16 protein-coding genes are annotated in these 15,044 nt (G+C 58.9%); 7 read left to right on the top strand and 9 right to left on the bottom strand.

Annotated features, from left to right (window positions below):
• Position 1: 1 nt before the first annotated feature.
• Positions 2-214: a twin-arginine translocase TatA/TatE family subunit gene (gene tatA, locus Q0802_RS01915; RefSeq protein WP_298912727.1), complete on the bottom strand. Its 213-nt coding sequence runs from the start codon at positions 212-214 to the stop codon at positions 2-4.
• Positions 215-434: 220 nt separating this feature from the next.
• Between tatA and Q0802_RS01920 the strand changes: the two genes are divergently transcribed.
• Both Q0802_RS01920 and Q0802_RS01925 read left to right on the top strand, forming a co-directional pair.
• Positions 435-809 (top strand): hypothetical protein, encoded by a 375-nt coding sequence (locus tag Q0802_RS01920; protein WP_298912729.1) that lies wholly within the window; start codon positions 435-437, stop codon positions 807-809.
• A gap of 27 nt (positions 810-836) precedes the next feature.
• Positions 837-1,502, top strand: coding sequence for a YafY family protein (locus Q0802_RS01925; RefSeq protein ID WP_298912731.1), 666 nt, complete (start codon positions 837-839; stop codon positions 1,500-1,502).
• Between the two features lie 135 nt (positions 1,503-1,637).
• On the opposite strand, the gene Q0802_RS01930 is transcribed toward Q0802_RS01925, so the two are convergent.
• The 7 genes from Q0802_RS01930 to Q0802_RS01960 form a co-directional block, all read right to left on the bottom strand.
• Complete coding sequence (locus Q0802_RS01930; protein WP_298912732.1) at positions 1,638-1,868, bottom strand: hypothetical protein; 231 nt, start codon at positions 1,866-1,868, stop codon at positions 1,638-1,640.
• A gap of 136 nt (positions 1,869-2,004) precedes the next feature.
• Positions 2,005-2,364, bottom strand: a complete 360-nt coding sequence (locus Q0802_RS01935; RefSeq protein ID WP_298912734.1) for a Lin0512 family protein — start codon at positions 2,362-2,364, stop codon at positions 2,005-2,007.
• A complete protein-coding gene (locus Q0802_RS01940; RefSeq protein WP_298912736.1) occupies positions 2,357-2,707 on the bottom strand; it encodes a Lin0512 family protein in 351 nt (116 codons plus the stop codon). The genes Q0802_RS01935 and Q0802_RS01940 overlap by 8 nt, the downstream gene beginning before the upstream one ends.
• A 19-nt stretch (positions 2,708-2,726) precedes the next feature.
• Positions 2,727-3,770, bottom strand: a complete 1,044-nt coding sequence (locus tag Q0802_RS01945) for an ABC transporter ATP-binding protein (RefSeq protein ID WP_298913552.1) — start codon at positions 3,768-3,770, stop codon at positions 2,727-2,729.
• An 83-nt stretch (positions 3,771-3,853) separates the two neighbouring features.
• Positions 3,854-5,212, bottom strand: a complete 1,359-nt coding sequence (locus Q0802_RS01950; RefSeq protein ID WP_298912739.1) for a sodium:proline symporter — start codon at positions 5,210-5,212, stop codon at positions 3,854-3,856.
• A 109-nt stretch (positions 5,213-5,321) separates the two neighbouring features.
• Complete coding sequence (locus Q0802_RS01955; protein WP_298912742.1) at positions 5,322-6,443, bottom strand: DNA alkylation repair protein; 1,122 nt, start codon at positions 6,441-6,443, stop codon at positions 5,322-5,324.
• A gap of 3 nt (positions 6,444-6,446) precedes the next feature.
• Positions 6,447-7,226, bottom strand: coding sequence for an SDR family oxidoreductase (locus Q0802_RS01960; RefSeq protein WP_298912745.1), 780 nt, complete (start codon positions 7,224-7,226; stop codon positions 6,447-6,449).
• A gap of 140 nt (positions 7,227-7,366) precedes the next feature.
• On the opposite strand from Q0802_RS01960, the gene Q0802_RS01965 reads away from it, so the two are divergent.
• The 5 genes from Q0802_RS01965 to Q0802_RS01985 all read left to right on the top strand — a co-directional run bounded on the left by Q0802_RS01965 (position 7,367) and on the right by Q0802_RS01985 (position 13,366).
• Entirely contained in the window at positions 7,367-8,383 is a 1,017-nt protein-coding gene (locus tag Q0802_RS01965) for a Hint domain-containing protein (protein ID WP_298912748.1), read from the top strand.
• Positions 8,384-8,470: 87 nt separating this feature from the next.
• Positions 8,471-10,078 carry a peptide chain release factor 3 gene (locus Q0802_RS01970; RefSeq protein ID WP_298912751.1) on the top strand — a complete coding sequence of 536 codons (1,608 nt, stop codon included), beginning with the start codon at positions 8,471-8,473 and terminating at the stop codon, positions 10,076-10,078.
• Between the two features lie 10 nt (positions 10,079-10,088).
• Positions 10,089-10,829 carry a hypothetical protein gene (locus Q0802_RS01975; RefSeq protein ID WP_298912754.1) on the top strand — a complete coding sequence of 247 codons (741 nt, stop codon included), beginning with the start codon at positions 10,089-10,091 and terminating at the stop codon, positions 10,827-10,829.
• Positions 10,826-11,779, top strand: a complete 954-nt coding sequence (locus tag Q0802_RS01980) for a glycosyltransferase family 2 protein (RefSeq protein WP_298912756.1) — start codon at positions 10,826-10,828, stop codon at positions 11,777-11,779. The genes Q0802_RS01975 and Q0802_RS01980 overlap by 4 nt, the downstream gene beginning before the upstream one ends.
• A gap of 135 nt (positions 11,780-11,914) precedes the next feature.
• Positions 11,915-13,366 (top strand): DEAD/DEAH box helicase, encoded by a 1,452-nt coding sequence (locus tag Q0802_RS01985; protein WP_298912758.1) that lies wholly within the window; start codon positions 11,915-11,917, stop codon positions 13,364-13,366.
• 6 nt (positions 13,367-13,372) lie between these two features.
• Here the strand turns inward: Q0802_RS01985 and Q0802_RS01990 are convergent, their stop codons facing one another.
• Entirely contained in the window at positions 13,373-15,040 is a 1,668-nt protein-coding gene (locus Q0802_RS01990) for a ribonuclease J (protein WP_298912760.1), read from the bottom strand.
• Positions 15,041-15,044 lie beyond the last annotated feature (4 nt).

Raw genomic sequence — 15,044 nt, forward strand, 5'->3', positions numbered from 1 at the left:
CTTAGACCTTGTCTTTCTCAGCCTCAGGGGTCACGTCCTTGGCTTCCTCGGACGCATTGGCGATCTCATCCTGGCCCTCGTTGATGCCCTTCTTGAATGACGTGATGCCTTTGCCCACTTCACCCATCAGGCTGGAAATCTTGCCACGCCCGAAAAGCACCAGCACAACGACCGCGATCAGCAAAAGGCCCGGCAGGCCAATATTGTTCAACATTTCAAATCTCCCATTTCGTAAGCCACCGCCAGCGGGGCAGCCTCAGTCGCCTTCAGTTCTAGGGAATTCCCAATTGGCCGAAAAGAACCAAAGCGGTTTTCAGAACCCACAGCACGGCTGAATCTCGGAAAATTGAGAATGACAAAACTCAACTGACAGGTTTATGTCAGTTGTCTGCTGTCATGTCTATCCTCGACGCAGGACAATGAAAGGACAGATCATGCGCTTATTTCCCTATTCGACAACCGGTATCGCTTTCGGCGCGGCAGATGCGGCGCGAGGCGCTGCCAGCCCCGAGACAGTTGCAGAAGTTGTCACCTTTCGGCTGGCCGAGAGCGTCGAACGCGACGTCTTTTTAAAGGCTGCCGGCGATATCGAACCGTTTCTGCGGGCATCGGGCGCGGTAATTTCGCGGACGCTCAGCGTCGATGAGGATGGCCTCTGGACCGATCACATTGTCTGGACGTCCATGAGTGCCGCAAAACAGACGGCCGAAGAGTTGATGGCGCACCCGCAAGCGATGCCGATGATGCAAGCCATCGCGGAAGGCAGCGCCAGCATGCGCCACGCGTCTATCGTGCTGACAATGGACTAAACAGGAGCAGGCTGGCACAACGGCACCATGCGCCGCACAGACCGCCTTTTCGACATTATCCAGATCCTGCGCGACGGGAAACTACACCGCGCGCAGGACATTGCCGAAAAACTGGAGGTTTCAACCCGCACAATATACCGCGACATGGACACGCTCACCGCATCGGGCATCCCTGTGGAAGGCGAGCGCGGAGTTGGCTACATGATTACGCAAGCCATCACCCTGCCCCCGCTCACGCTCACCGTCGAGGAGCTGGAAGCGCTGAACCTCGGCATGGCCATTGTTGGCGAAGCCGCTGACCCGGACCTCAAGGCGGCAGCGCTGAGCCTCGCTGACAAGGTTGATGCGGTGCTGCCGACGCAAACCGTTTCCGAGGCTGACGCGTGGAAATTTGCTGTCTATCCCTTTGCGGATGCCGCGCGCGGGTTTACGCATATGCCGGTTTTGCGGGCCGCCATCCGGGCGAAACAAAAGCTGCGGATAGTCTATACGTCCAAGGACAACCAGATTACGACACGGACGATCCGCCCGCTGCACATGGAATACTGGGGCCGGATCTGGACCTTGACGTCGTGGTGTGAAATGCGCGGAGCGTTCCGCGTTTTTCGGGTCGACCTGATCCAGACGGCAGAGGCGCTGCCTGAGCTTTTCGTTGATGAGCCCGGCAAGACCATTGCCGATTACGTGCCCTAGCAACACAGCGCCTCGCGGCGCGGCAAAATATGGATTTATGTGAAGAAGTTTAGGTTTGAAGGGTGCCATTTCGTTTCGGGCCGAAACAGCACCATTTCACATCATAATCGTAAAAATCGCAATTTTATGCGTGGGTTAGCACCCAGCCGCATTGTTTGCTGCAACGCCGCCTGCAACGGCACCACCGGCTGTCAGGATGTCCCTGCCGGACCCTCCGCCAAGCTGGTTGCCCACAGCAGCACCGGCCAATGCACCAGCGACGCCAGCGCCCACACAGCCAACTTGTCTTTGCTGCTGAGGTGTGGTTGCGCAGGCCTGAAGAAGCCCCATTGCGACAAATGTTACTAAGATACCAGTTTTCTTCATTGCTCATTCCCTTTTGAAGGCAAGCCGGATCAACTCCAGCATTTTGCGGTATAAGTGCAGCATAAAAACGCAGCAAGGTGGATCGGGTTCCGTATGGCGGATTGGCGCCACCGTTTCCGGCGAAAAAGCGCCGACCTCAGGGTTTCAGTCGCCAGCCCGTTTGGGGTGGTAGAAAGGCCTCAACACTGGCTTGAGCAATCACAATCGGATCGCCGGAAACCGTTGTGACGTTCAGCCCACCCTTTACAATCCGCACCTCGGCGCGCCCGCGCGGCAAGGTTGCAACCAGATGGTCCGCATCAACCGCATCCGGGTCCTGCACGCCGACCGTCACCTGCACGCGCATTTCGGAATGATCCAGCCCGATTGCCCCGAAAAGCGGTAGCGATGAGTGCCGAAAAGCATCCTCAATCGCCCGTTTTGCCGCCTTGGTATAATTCTGCCCATGCAGATCGTTGCCCATGCCCATTTCGATGATCACACGTTGCTCAGCCATCCTTGCGCTCCATGTCGAAACCGACCGTCAGCGCCACATTGGCCATGATCGTGGGGTTGCCGTCACCATCGGGTCGCGGTGCGTCCAGCCCGCCGTGGTGCAGGCGCACATCTGCCTGACCGTAAGGGAAAACCGTCAGAACCTTGTCGACATCCACCTTCTCGGGGTGCTGAACCCCGATGTCGACGATGATCTGCATGTCGGTTTTCTCAAAGCCGAAAAGCTCCGCGAGGTTGATCGAATTGTGCCAGAGCGCATCTTTGACGCCACGCACCGCCGCTTCGGTGTAATCACCACGCCTGAGCGATGTGCCCATCCCGAATTCCACCAGTAGTTTTTCCATTGCGGTCTCCTATCTGCCCTCAGGCATCAAAAACAAAACACTTGTCACGCCGGATCGTCAGCCACATCACGGTGCCGGATTTTGGCAGGAATACGTTCGGCACAGTGGCACGCAGAACCGAACCATCATAATCCATCGCAAATTCCACAAGGCTTTCATTGCCCATGAAACGCGCCCGCTGCACCACACCACGCGCGGCTGTCCCATCGGTGGCTGTCGGTTTCGGCCCGGTCCCGTTGCGATCAAAATCAATACGCACATGCTGCGGGCGAAAGACGATATCCACAGGCGACCCATCGGGATACCCCGGTGCCAGAAACTGCCCGAAAGGTGTTTGCGCCAGCGCCCCTGTTACCTGAGCGCGCAAAACATTGGCATCTGAAAAGAACGACACAGCAGCACGATCAACGGGCCGCGTGTAGACATTGTAGGGCGCGCCGTGCTGCACAATGCGGCCGTCACGCATCAAGGCGATCTCATCTGCCATGCGCATGGCTTCTTCGGGCTCGTGGGTGACAAGCAGAACGGCGGTGTCCTGCTCCTTGAGGATGTTCAACGTCTCGTCCCGGATGCCGTCGCGCAGCCGGTTATCAAGGCCGGAAAACGGCTCATCCATCAGCATGATCTTGGGTTTCGGGGCCAGCGCACGGGCCAGCGCCACACGCTGTTGCTCGCCGCCCGACAACTGATGCGGAAACCCGTCGATGAACCGCATCAGATCGACACGTTCCAGCAGTTCCTCCACCCGTTTGCGCTTGTCTGCCTTGCTGCCGGATTTGAGGCCAAAGGCCACGTTTTCGGCCACACTGAGGTGGGGGAAAAGCGCGAAATCCTGAAACATCAGGCCAATTTCACGGCGCTCGGGCGGCAGGCGGAAAATCGTGTCACAGACCAGCGATCCGTCGACGTAGATTTCACCGCTATCCTGCATTTCGACACCCGCAATCATGCGCAGGGTGGTGGATTTGCCGCATCCAGACGGACCTAGCAGGCAGGTGACCTGCCCGGGCTGGATCGAAAAGCTGACATCATTGACCACGGCGCGCCCGTCAAACGACCGCATCAGGTTCTTGATTTCCAACCTTGGAGGTGCAGGTGTCACGCGGCGCTCATCAAATCCGACTGAAATAATCAGGTGATGAGCTATCAGCCCTTCCGCGCGCCCGCAAGCACTGCCACGAAGCCGATGCATAAAACGACGCAGCAGATCACCAGCAGCTGTTCGTATTTGTGACCTTCGGGCAAAAAGGCGGCCACGCTGTCCCAACTGCGGGCAAAGTAGGCAAAGGCACCCGTCACCGCCGCTCCGAAGGCCGTGAGGTAAGACCACAGCGGGATGCGCCGCGCACCCACTAACCCGATCAGCAGAACCGGGGTGAGGAACATCGAGGCCGTTCCGCTGACCGCCACCGCGTCAAAAAGCGTGGCGTTGCCCCAGAGTGTCAGCGCCGCCCCCAGCGCCATGACGACGACCATGACGATGCGCCCGCCCATGAGGCTGCGGGTGGCAAGACCCAGCTCTTCTACAGCCAGTCGCGCAGAGGAGGCCAGCGCGGAATCCAATGTGCTCATGGCCGAGACCAGCAGCGAGATGACAAGCAGAGCAAAGACCCAGGGCGGGAACATACCCCCCCATGTGCCGATCAACTGCCCTTCGTAGGGTGCGCCAACGAGGCTGGCCTGAATGCCGAAAAACCCGAAGGCGAGAATGCATAGCGTCGAAATCCAGAAGGCATGCAGGAAGGACCGGCGCGTGGTGTCTTTGTCGGCAAGAAACCCGCGGTCCATCATCACCGGATCATGGGCGGGGTAGGAAAAGACCTGAAGGGCCGCAACCGCCAGCAGGATCCATCCGTTGTAAGGGCCTGATGCGCCCGGCGCGGTCAAAACGGCTGTCAACGAAAACCCCGGGGTCAGAACCAATGCGCCAAAAGCCAGCGTCAGCGCCACCAGAAAAAGCAGCATCTGCACCACATCCGTCCGCAGCGCGGCGCTGAGCCCACCCCAGGCGGAATAGGCCAGCCCCAGAACGGAGACGATCAGAATGGCAATTGTGCCGCTGCCGCCTGCCAGCGCGTCGAAAATCAGCCCGACCACCAGCAGGTTGGCAAAAACCTCGGAGAGCAGGCGCAAGCCGATCACCAAATTATAGGCCGCCTGCCCGATGGTGCCGAAATGCGTACCCAGCCAGTCCTGAAGCGATCCCGCACCCTTGGCGCGCAGATGGCCTACAATGAAACCGCCGGTCAGAAACGACCCGTAGTAGGCCGCATAGGCAAGGGTTCCGGCGATCCCGTAGTAATATCCCAGAATGGCCGCATTCATCAGCGACCGCGCAAAAATCCACGTGGTCACCTGACTGAGCACCAGAACCCAGAGGCCCGGTGCGACACCGCTGTCGGATTTGCCGCTGAAAAAGCCGTCAACGCTGACACGTCGGGGCGCTGCCAGCAGGCTGGCGACGATGATCACACCGGAAATGACAACAAGAAGAGTGGTTTGCATTGCGGATGGGCCTTTTCTGTTTGACCCCAACCGGTACCCGACCGTCAGACGTGATGCCAGACGGGCGACGACAAGCTGTCAAAAACGTGAACAGACGTTTGAATAACGATCAGTCGGTCAGCTCAAAGGAGGCCTGCGCGCGGTCAACGCCATTGACCTGAACGGTCACCATGTGCCTGCCCGGATAGAGACGAAAGGTTGTCGCGTCCCCTTTGAGCTTATGCGCTTTGCTGACCCCAAAGGGTTTTGACGGCGTGGCCTTGCCCTGTTTGAGCTTGAAGACCTTGCTACCCTGCTTGCCCTCCGGGCGTGCAAAGGTGATGCGGTAATCCACAAGCACCGGCAAATCCGTCGCCGCCGCGACCTGGCAGTTAAATTTCAGGGTCTCACCCACGGCGAGCGTTGGAGTCAGGATGTCCAGATCGACCGTGACCGGTACATCCGGGTCATAGCCCAGAGCCATCATAGCGCCGGGGTGACCTTCTTTTATCAGGCTGCGCAGCGCATGACGGGTCATCCAGTCAAGCTCCTTGGCGGTCTGCTTTCCTGCCGCTTTCCAAGATGCCAGACGCTCCAGCACCAGATCGGGACGGATTTTGGACAGATCATTCAGATGGTTAGCCACCGACCGTGTGACATAGCGCGTGGGGTCTGCATGCAGGATATCCAGAAGCGGCAAGGTTTGATCCGGAGTCAGATCCACGGATTTGGCCCAAGGCAGCTTGGGGCGCGTCCCTTCGCTGACAAGGCGGCGTACGTGGTAATTGTCGTCCTGCGCCCATTTTTGCAACATGGCGAGGGTTTCCTGCGGCCAACGGTTCAGAAAAGCGCGGATGTAGAATTCCATCGAGAACCGCTGCGTGGCCCGATAAAGCAGGTCCATTGCCCGGGGGCGGTGCGCCTCCAGCCCATGGCGCACGGCCAGAATACCCGGCACCGCATGGATGAAATGACCGAAATCATCGTCCTGCAGATCGGGGTTCAGCGGCGCAGGCATGGCCGCTTCGAGTTGATCTGCCATGGCGTCAAAACCCTCTGCCAACTGCGCCTCAATGCAGTCGGCCAGCCATTCCAGACGGGCCATCAGTTCGCGCGTGTCGAAGCCGCCAAGCGCCGCGCGGGCAAATTTCTGCGGATCAAAATGTGGTACGCCCGCGGCATATTCCTGCGCAAGCTGGTCCACCGTCTGCGGGTTGAACAGATAATCCTTCAGCGAAAACTTATCGGCCATGGGTCAGATCGTGGCGTTGGTGGCACCACCATCCAGAAGAATGTTCTGCCCCACCATGAACCCTGCATGTTGCGAGCATAAAAACGCACAAACAGAACCGAATTCTTCCAGCGTCCCGTATCGACCGACGGGAATCGTCGCGGAACGACGCGCCCGCGCTTCCTCCAACGTGATCCCTTCTCGCTCGGCCACCGGGCCATCCAAGGCCTGCGCGCGGTCGGTTGCGTGAATGCCGGGCAACAGGTTGTTGATCGTCACGCCGGAGCCTGCCACCTGACGGCTGGTGCCTGCCACATAGCCCGTCAACCCGGTGCGCGCGGCATTGCTCAATCCCAACTGCGGTATGGGCGCTTTGACCGATTGCGAGGTAATATTGACCACCCTGCCCCAGCCGCGTTCCATCATGCCGGGGACAAGCGCTTTGATCATGGCAATGGGCGACAGCATATTGGCATCCAGCGCCGCGATAAAGTCATCGCGATCCCAGTCATGCCACATGCCCGGTGGCGGCCCGCCCGCGTTATTGACCAAAATATCAGCACTGCCGACCACCGAAAGAACATCCGCGCGCCCTACATCCGTGGTGATATCGGCAGCGACCGCCTCGACCGATACGCCGTGTTCCGAACGGATTTTTTCAGCCGCTGCTTCCAGGGTCTCCTGACCGCGCGCATTCATGACCAAATCGCAACCCGCCGCGGCCAAGGCCTGTGCACAACCAAATCCCAACCCTTTCGAAGATGCGCAAATTACCGCGCGTTTCCCCTTGATGCCCAAATCCATAACATGCTCCCCTTCGTTTCAGACTATGCCTAACACTGTGGCAACAGAAGAGACCAGCAAAAGACTGCGCCATCTTATCGCGTTGCGACAAACCTGCGTTAACACCTTGAAAGTCAAACGATGCCAAACAGCAAAGGAACATGCTCCTGAAACACACAGATACCCCGGATCAGTCCTTCGCAGCCTTTCTGGCATCTGAAATGACCGTAATTTCCGGCGTCAATGATGGCGACGGGTTAGGCGACGCAGATGATCTGGTACTGGACGATGTTTATTCTCTGGTGGATCCGCCGCTTTTGCACCGGCTAATGCTGCTCTGCAACGACCGCGGGCAGTATCACATCGCCCCCGCCAGCGAGGTCGGTGTGATCGGTGCAGAGGTCCGCCTTGACTGTGTTGTGACGCTGATGTCCGATGATGCGCCCCTGACCGAAGTCGTCATTTTGGTACAGATGGACAGGGACGGTGCAACAGATGAGGTTTTCGCCCTGCCGTTGGGCGCGCTGAAGGCGCAGATGAACTACCAGTTGATCGGTGTCGACACACATAAGGCTGCATTGAGACTGGCGCAGGCTTCCTGCGGTTCGCTCACGCGCGGGACGGTGATCACCACCGGTAAAGGCCGTCAGAAATGTATCGAGGACCTGAAAATCGGCGATCCGGTTCTGACCCGTGACAATGGCATCCAGCGCCTGCGTTGGATTGGGTACAGCACGCAACGCGCTCTTGGCGCCTTTGCCCCGGTCCGCATTCTCGCCGGAGCGCTGCAAAATTCGTACGATCTGATTGTCAGTGCCAACCAAAGATTTTTGATCTCCCGGCACCCTCACCAAACAGGGGTGGGACATTCCGAATTGCACGTCAAAGCGGCCGATCTTGTAGATGGCCACTCCATAAGGGCGTTGTCAGGGGGGTTTGTAGACTACTATCAACTAGTCTTCGACACCCGCGAGGTCATCTACGCGCATGGCATTGCAATCGAAACCCTGCCAATTGACGGGCGCACAGCACCGCTGATGCCGTCCGAAATATTAAACGATTTCAATATGCGGCGAACGTCTAACGCCCCCATACTGACCCACGGCACAGCAGCTTGCGGTCATGTGGCGGTGGATGCAGATATCATGGACCATCTGCGCAATGCCACGCTGAGCTAGATCAGGACCAGGGGTCATCGCATTTGCAAGGCCTGGCAGCTTGCTCATCGCTTGCCGCGCCCTGCCCGCCTCGCTATACGCGCACCCATGCTGGATTCATCTCACAATCGCCCCGAGTTGCCGCCTGAAATTGCACGGCGTCGCACCTTTGCCATCATCAGCCACCCCGATGCGGGCAAGACCACGCTGACGGAGAAATTCCTGCTGTTTGGCGGGGCCATCCAGATGGCCGGACAGGTACGCGCTAAAGGTGAAGCACGCCGGACCCGTTCGGATTTCATGGCCATGGAAAAGGATCGCGGCATTTCGGTTTCCGCCTCTGCCATGTCCTTTGATTTCAAAGAGTTCCGGTTCAATCTGGTGGACACGCCCGGTCACTCCGATTTCTCCGAGGACACCTACCGGACGCTAACCGCCGTGGATGCCGCCGTTATGGTCATCGACGGCGCCAAAGGCGTGGAAAGCCAGACGCAGAAGCTCTTTGAAGTGTGCCGCATGCGCGATCTGCCGATCCTGACCTTCTGTAACAAGATGGACCGTGAAAGCCGGGACGTCTTTGAAATCATTGATGAAATTCAGGAAAATCTGGCCATTGACGTGACACCGGCCAGCTGGCCCATCGGCGTCGGGCGCGATTTCCTGGGGTGTTATGACATCCTGCGCGACCGTCTTGAGCTGATGGACCGCGCGGATCGCAATCGCGTGGCCGAGACCATCGAGATTGACGGGCTCGAAGACCCGAAACTCGCCGACCACGTGCCCGCCGCACTGCTGGACAAACTGCGCGAAGATGTCGAAATGGCGCGTGAACTGTTGCCGCCCCTTGATCTGGCCGCGATGCATGAAGGCTCGCTGACACCCATCTGGTTCGGGTCCGCGATTAACTCCTTTGGCGTCAAGGAGTTGATGGAGGGCATTGCCAGCTACGGGCCAGAACCCCAGATCCAGTCCGCGGAGCCGCGCCAGGTGCTGCCCGAAGAGAAGAAGGTGGCAGGTTTCGTCTTCAAGGTTCAGGCCAATATGGACCCCAAGCACCGCGACCGCGTGGCCTTTGTACGTCTGGCCTCGGGACACTTTCAGCGCGGCATGAAACTCACACATGTGCGCACCAAGAAACCCATGACCATCAGCAACCCGGTCATGTTCCTTGCCTCAGATCGGGAGTTGGCCGAGGAAGCATGGGCGGGCGACATCATCGGCATTCCCAACCATGGGCAATTGCGCATCGGCGACACATTGACCGAAGGCGAAGCCATCCGCGTGACCGGCATCCCTTCCTTTGCGCCTGAGCTTTTGCAAGGCGTGCGGGCGGGTGATCCGCTCAAGGCCAAACATCTTGAAAAGGCGCTGATGCAATTTGCCGAGGAAGGTGCCGCGAAAGTTTTCAAACCGTCGATTGGCTCCGGTTTCGTCGTCGGCGTTGTGGGGCAGTTGCAGTTTGAGGTGCTAGCCAGCCGGATCGAGCTGGAATACGGGTTGCCGGTGCGGTTCGACACCTCACAATTCACTTCCGCCCGTTGGGTCAGCGGTGACAAGCAGGCCGTCGAGCGTTTCTCGGACAGCAACAAGCAGCATATCGCCCATGATCACGATGGTGACATCGTTTACCTGACGCGCCTACAGTGGGATATCGACCGGGTCGCGCGCGACTATCCGGACGTCAAACTGACGGCAACAAAGGAAATGATGGTCTGACGGCCTCGCCATGAACAACAAGGACGAAATTCATCGGGGCGGCTACTTCAAGCTGATGCGCGAGCTGGAGCGACGCCAGCGACCTTTTGAAGAGCTTGACGAGATTTTACCTCCCGAAGATGTCGACCTTGAGGCGGTGCACACCCGCAAGGTTGTGGCACCGGAGGTGGATTTTCGCGACGCGGCGCGATTTTCGGCCGGGCGTAAATGGGTTGAGCTTCAGGCGCAGTTTGAAGGCGAAAGCGCGCTGCATCACCTCCATGCCATGCTGATCGCGGTGACGCGGCGACGCGATCCTCCCCAACACGCGCTGAACCTGTTTTTTCGTATCTGGGCCGAGCACGGCAATGCCATGGCGCGCGAATTGCCCACGCGCTGGTTGATTTCAGCGGCGACGAGTTTTGCGGATGTGGGCCAGAACGGCGACCAGCGCGCGCTCGGCATGGGATTGTCGACGCTGTTTGACATGATCAAGCTGCATGACAGCGAACGCCGCGTCACAGGTCTTGCAAACAGCACGCCTTTCCGCCGTAAACCCGGCATCAGGCGCCCGGCGCTGGCATTTCAAATGCAGCCCTATTCGCTCAAGGGCGGCGATCTGGACCGTGTTCTGCTGTCGCGGCTCTGGCAATTGTGCGAACGCGATGCAACCATCCGCCCGTTGGGCATGCGCATGCTCTGGATGGCCATGACCGATCATCGCAGCATTCTCGGTCGGGTGCAGAAATTCAAACCCAAGGACGATACGTGACCCGCGAGGTCAAATGGGGGCTTTGCGCCACGGTCAAAGCCTCGGCCAAGGACATCCTTCGCTTTGCCGCCTTTCATCTGAGCGCTGGGGCGCACCGGGTTCACATCTTTCTCGATGCGCCAAATCCGGATGCTTTTGCCCACCTCAAGGCGCACCCCAAATGCCGCGTCACCCTTTGCGATGATACCTATTGGCGCAGGCGTGGCGGCAAACCACCCGTCAAACATCAGGTCAGACAGTCGCGCAACGCGACGCATTGCTATCAGCGCGCGAGTGATCTGGATTGGTTGATCCACATGGATGTCGATGAATTTCTGATCGCAGAAAAACCGCTTTGGCAACATCTGTCGCAACTGCCCGTAACCTGCCTGACCGCGCGCATCCGCCCGATGGAAGCCTTGGCTCAATTACAGCCGACCGGGGAAACCATGGCCTTCAAACGGTTTGTTCCGAATGGTCCTGATCGGCTGAGCACGGTCAAGGCGCTCTACCCGACCTACGGGCAGTATGTGAGAGGCGGGTTTCTGAGCCATGTTGCCGGCAAACTTCTCGTGCGCACCGGACGAAACGATATCGAGGTGCGGATTCATAACATCTTTCAGTCGGACACAATGAACCCCGCAGAGGCCGCGTTAACCGATGTAACCTTGGCCCATGTTCATGCGGCCACTTGGGACACCTGGCGCGCCGCCTATGACTACCGCCATATCAAAGGCGCCTACCGAGCCGACCTCGCACCAGCAGAATCAGGCGGCGTGACGTTGCACGACTTTCTCGCTCAGCTTGTGCAATCCCGGGGCGATTCGGGGTTGCGTCATTTCTTTGACGAAGTCTGCGCCGATACACCCGATCATCGTGCCCGCCTTCAAGCCCATGACCTGCTGGCGGAACACAGGCTTGACCTCGATGCCCATGTTAACCAGCATTTCCCTGATTTCACGGGCGGATAGCGCAATTATTTGACGCTGGTAACACTTGTTGATATGGACGCGGAGCATGTCGCGACAAAGGTCGCCACTTGGGCCATTCGGGCCGACATGAACGCTGCTGCGGGCCAAAATAGTGTCCGCCAAAACCGGACATATATGACCAAATTTACTGATTTGAATCTGAACCCCAAGGTTCTGAAAGCTGTTCAAGAAGCAGGCTATGAAACACCCACGCCCATTCAGGCGGGTGCGATCCCGCCTGCTCTGGAGGGCAAGGACGTGTTGGGCATCGCCCAAACCGGCACCGGGAAAACCGCGAGCTTCGTGCTGCCGATGATCACGGCCCTTGCGCGCGGACGCGCCCGGGCACGCATGCCGCGCAGCCTTGTGCTGTGCCCCACCCGCGAGTTGGCCGCACAGGTAGCAGAGAATTTCGACACCTATTCCAAGCACCTCAAGCTAACCAAGGCGCTGCTGATCGGGGGCGTGTCGTTCAAGGAACAGGACACGCTGATCGACAAGGGTGTGGACGTTCTGATCGCGACGCCGGGCCGGTTGCTGGACCATTTCGAGCGCGGCAAACTGATCCTGTCGGACGTCAAGGTCATGGTGGTGGATGAAGCGGACCGCATGCTCGACATGGGCTTTATCCCGGATATCGAACGCATTTTCGGCCTCACGCCCTTCACCCGGCAAACGCTGTTTTTCTCCGCCACCATGGCACCTGAAATCGAGCGGATCACCAATACGTTTCTTTCAGCGCCTGAACGGATCGAGGTGGCGCGTCAGGCGACGACCGGCGAAAACATCACGCAGGGCGTTGTCATGTTCAAAGGCTCACGCAAGGACCGCGAACCGTCGGAAAAGCGCAAAGTGCTGCGCCGCATGATTGATGCCGAAGGCGACACATGCACCAATGCGATTGTCTTCTGCAATCGCAAGGTCGATGTGGATATCGTCGCGAAATCGCTGAAAAAATACGGCTATGACGCCGCCCCCATTCACGGCGATCTGGACCAGAGCCAGCGCACCCGCACGCTTGACGGTTTTCGCGACGGGACGCTGCGGTTTCTGGTGGCGTCGGACGTGGCCGCGCGTGGGCTCGATGTGCCGTCGGTCAGCCATGTGTTCAACTTCGATGTGCCGAGCCATGCCGAAGATTACGTGCACCGCATTGGCCGTACCGGACGTGCCGGGCGCGACGGCAAGGCGATCATGATCTGCGTACCGCGCGATGAGAGAAACCTTGCGGATATCGAACGGCTTGTGCAGCGCGAAATTCCCAAGCTCGACAACCCGCTCGCAGCGGAAAAAGCTGCCGACAAACCAGCGGATGCGGAGAAAGAGGACAAGCCCAAGCGCAGCCGAACGCGCAGCCGCAAGAAAGACGACGCCGCCCAGAAATCACCTGACGAGGCTCCGGCAGCGCAAAGCGCGAGTGAAACAGCGGACGCTCAGGCCGTCGAAGAGCCCAAACGCAGCGCCCGCAGCCGCACATCGGGACGCGGCAAGCAGAGCAATGACCGCGGTGGCAACAAGGTTGTCGGCCTAGGCGATCACACGCCGGAATTCATTGGGCTGAGCTTCAAGGAACGCAGCGCCGGATAAGCAGGCTCAACTGAGCCTGCTCACCACGATTGTCACTTCCGGCTTGCGCCCGATTTCTTCCAGAGCGGAATTGCGCACGGTGCGTTTCAAACCCTCGTGAAGCTTATCGTCATCCCGCAGGGTTTTTGCGCCGGCCCGCGCCAGCCACTGACCCAGATCGGCTTCTAGCACATCGACAAGCGATGCCTTGCTGGATCCGATCTCCGGCAACCCTTTGATTTCGCACCAGGGTTCCCCCAGAGGTTCGTCCTCGTCATCCAGAATGACCGTGACGACCACATGGCCGTTCAACGCCATCCGGATACGGTCCCGCACCACGCCATCCATTTGCCCGATCTGCACCGAGCCGTCGAGATAGGTGCGCCCGGTGTCGATATATTCCGCAATCGTCGGCTGGTTACCGGACAAATCCACCATCATACCGTTCACCGCCAGAACACCTGCCATCCCATTGCGGTTGGCGATTTTCACATGTTCGCGCAGATGCCGGTGCTCGCCGTGCATCGGGATCAGCACCTGCGGTTTCACAATTGAGGTCAGCCGTTCCAGATCAGGACCATTGGCGTGGCCCGACACGTGATAAAGCCCATCGCTGTCATCAACCACATCGACACCCTGCTCAGAAAAGGCGTTCATGATGCGGATGACACCCTTTTCATTGCCGGGGATCGTTTTGGAGGAAAAAAGAAAAAGATCGCCCTCTTTCATCTCCATCCCCTGATATTTGCCGCGTGACAATTGCGCCGAGGCTGCGCGCCGTTCGCCCTGCGAACCGGTGACCAGCAGCATCAGGTTTTCGCGCGGGATGGATTTGGCATCTTCGGGGGCGACGGTAGGCGGAAAATCAGTCAGAACGCCGGTTTCCACCGCCGCTTCGATCATCCGCTTCATCGCGCGCCCCATCAGCACGATGGAACGGCCTGCGCGCTCTCCGGCCTCCGCCAGCGTTTTGACCCGTGCGACGTTGGAAGCAAAGGTCGTGGCCACAACCATCCCCTTGGCCTTTTGCACCAGCTTGGTGATTTCCGGACCCAGGCTCGCCTCGGAACGGCCCGGTTTTGGTGAAAAGACATTGGTACTGTCACAGATCAGCGCCTTGACACCGCCCTTGCTGACCTCTGCCCAGAGGTCCGGATCGAAGGGTTCGCCCACCAGCGGCGTTTCGTCCAGTTTGAAATCCCCTGAGTGGATCACCCGGCCCTCAGGTGTGTCGATGATCAGCGAGGAGCTTTCCGGGATCGAATGCGAAATCGGCAGGAAGCCGACTGAGAACGGCCCTGCGGCAACCTTCTCCGGCCAGGCGGACACGGTTGTCACCGCATCCTCGGGGTGGCCGTGTTCCGCCATCTTGCGGCGCGCGATATTCGACGTGAAGGCGCGCGCATAGATCGGTGCCTTGAGCTGATCATATGTGTGGGCGATGGCGCCCACGTGATCTTCATGTGCGTGGGTGATGAACACCGCCTCGATCCGGTCACGCCGTTCCACCAGCCAGGCGATGTCCGGCATGATCACATCGACGCCGGGGCTGGTGTCCATATCGGGGAAGGCGATGCCCAGATCAACCACGATCAGGCGTTCCTTGCCGGGGCGTCCATAGCCGTAAACATAGGCGTTCATGCCTATTTCGCCCGCCCCTCCGAGAGGCAGGTAGATCAGTCTTTCATTGCTCATGTGG

This window comes from uncultured Roseobacter sp. (assembly GCF_947495275.1).
In the GTDB taxonomy this organism is placed as follows: Bacteria; Pseudomonadota; Alphaproteobacteria; order Rhodobacterales; family Rhodobacteraceae; genus Roseobacter.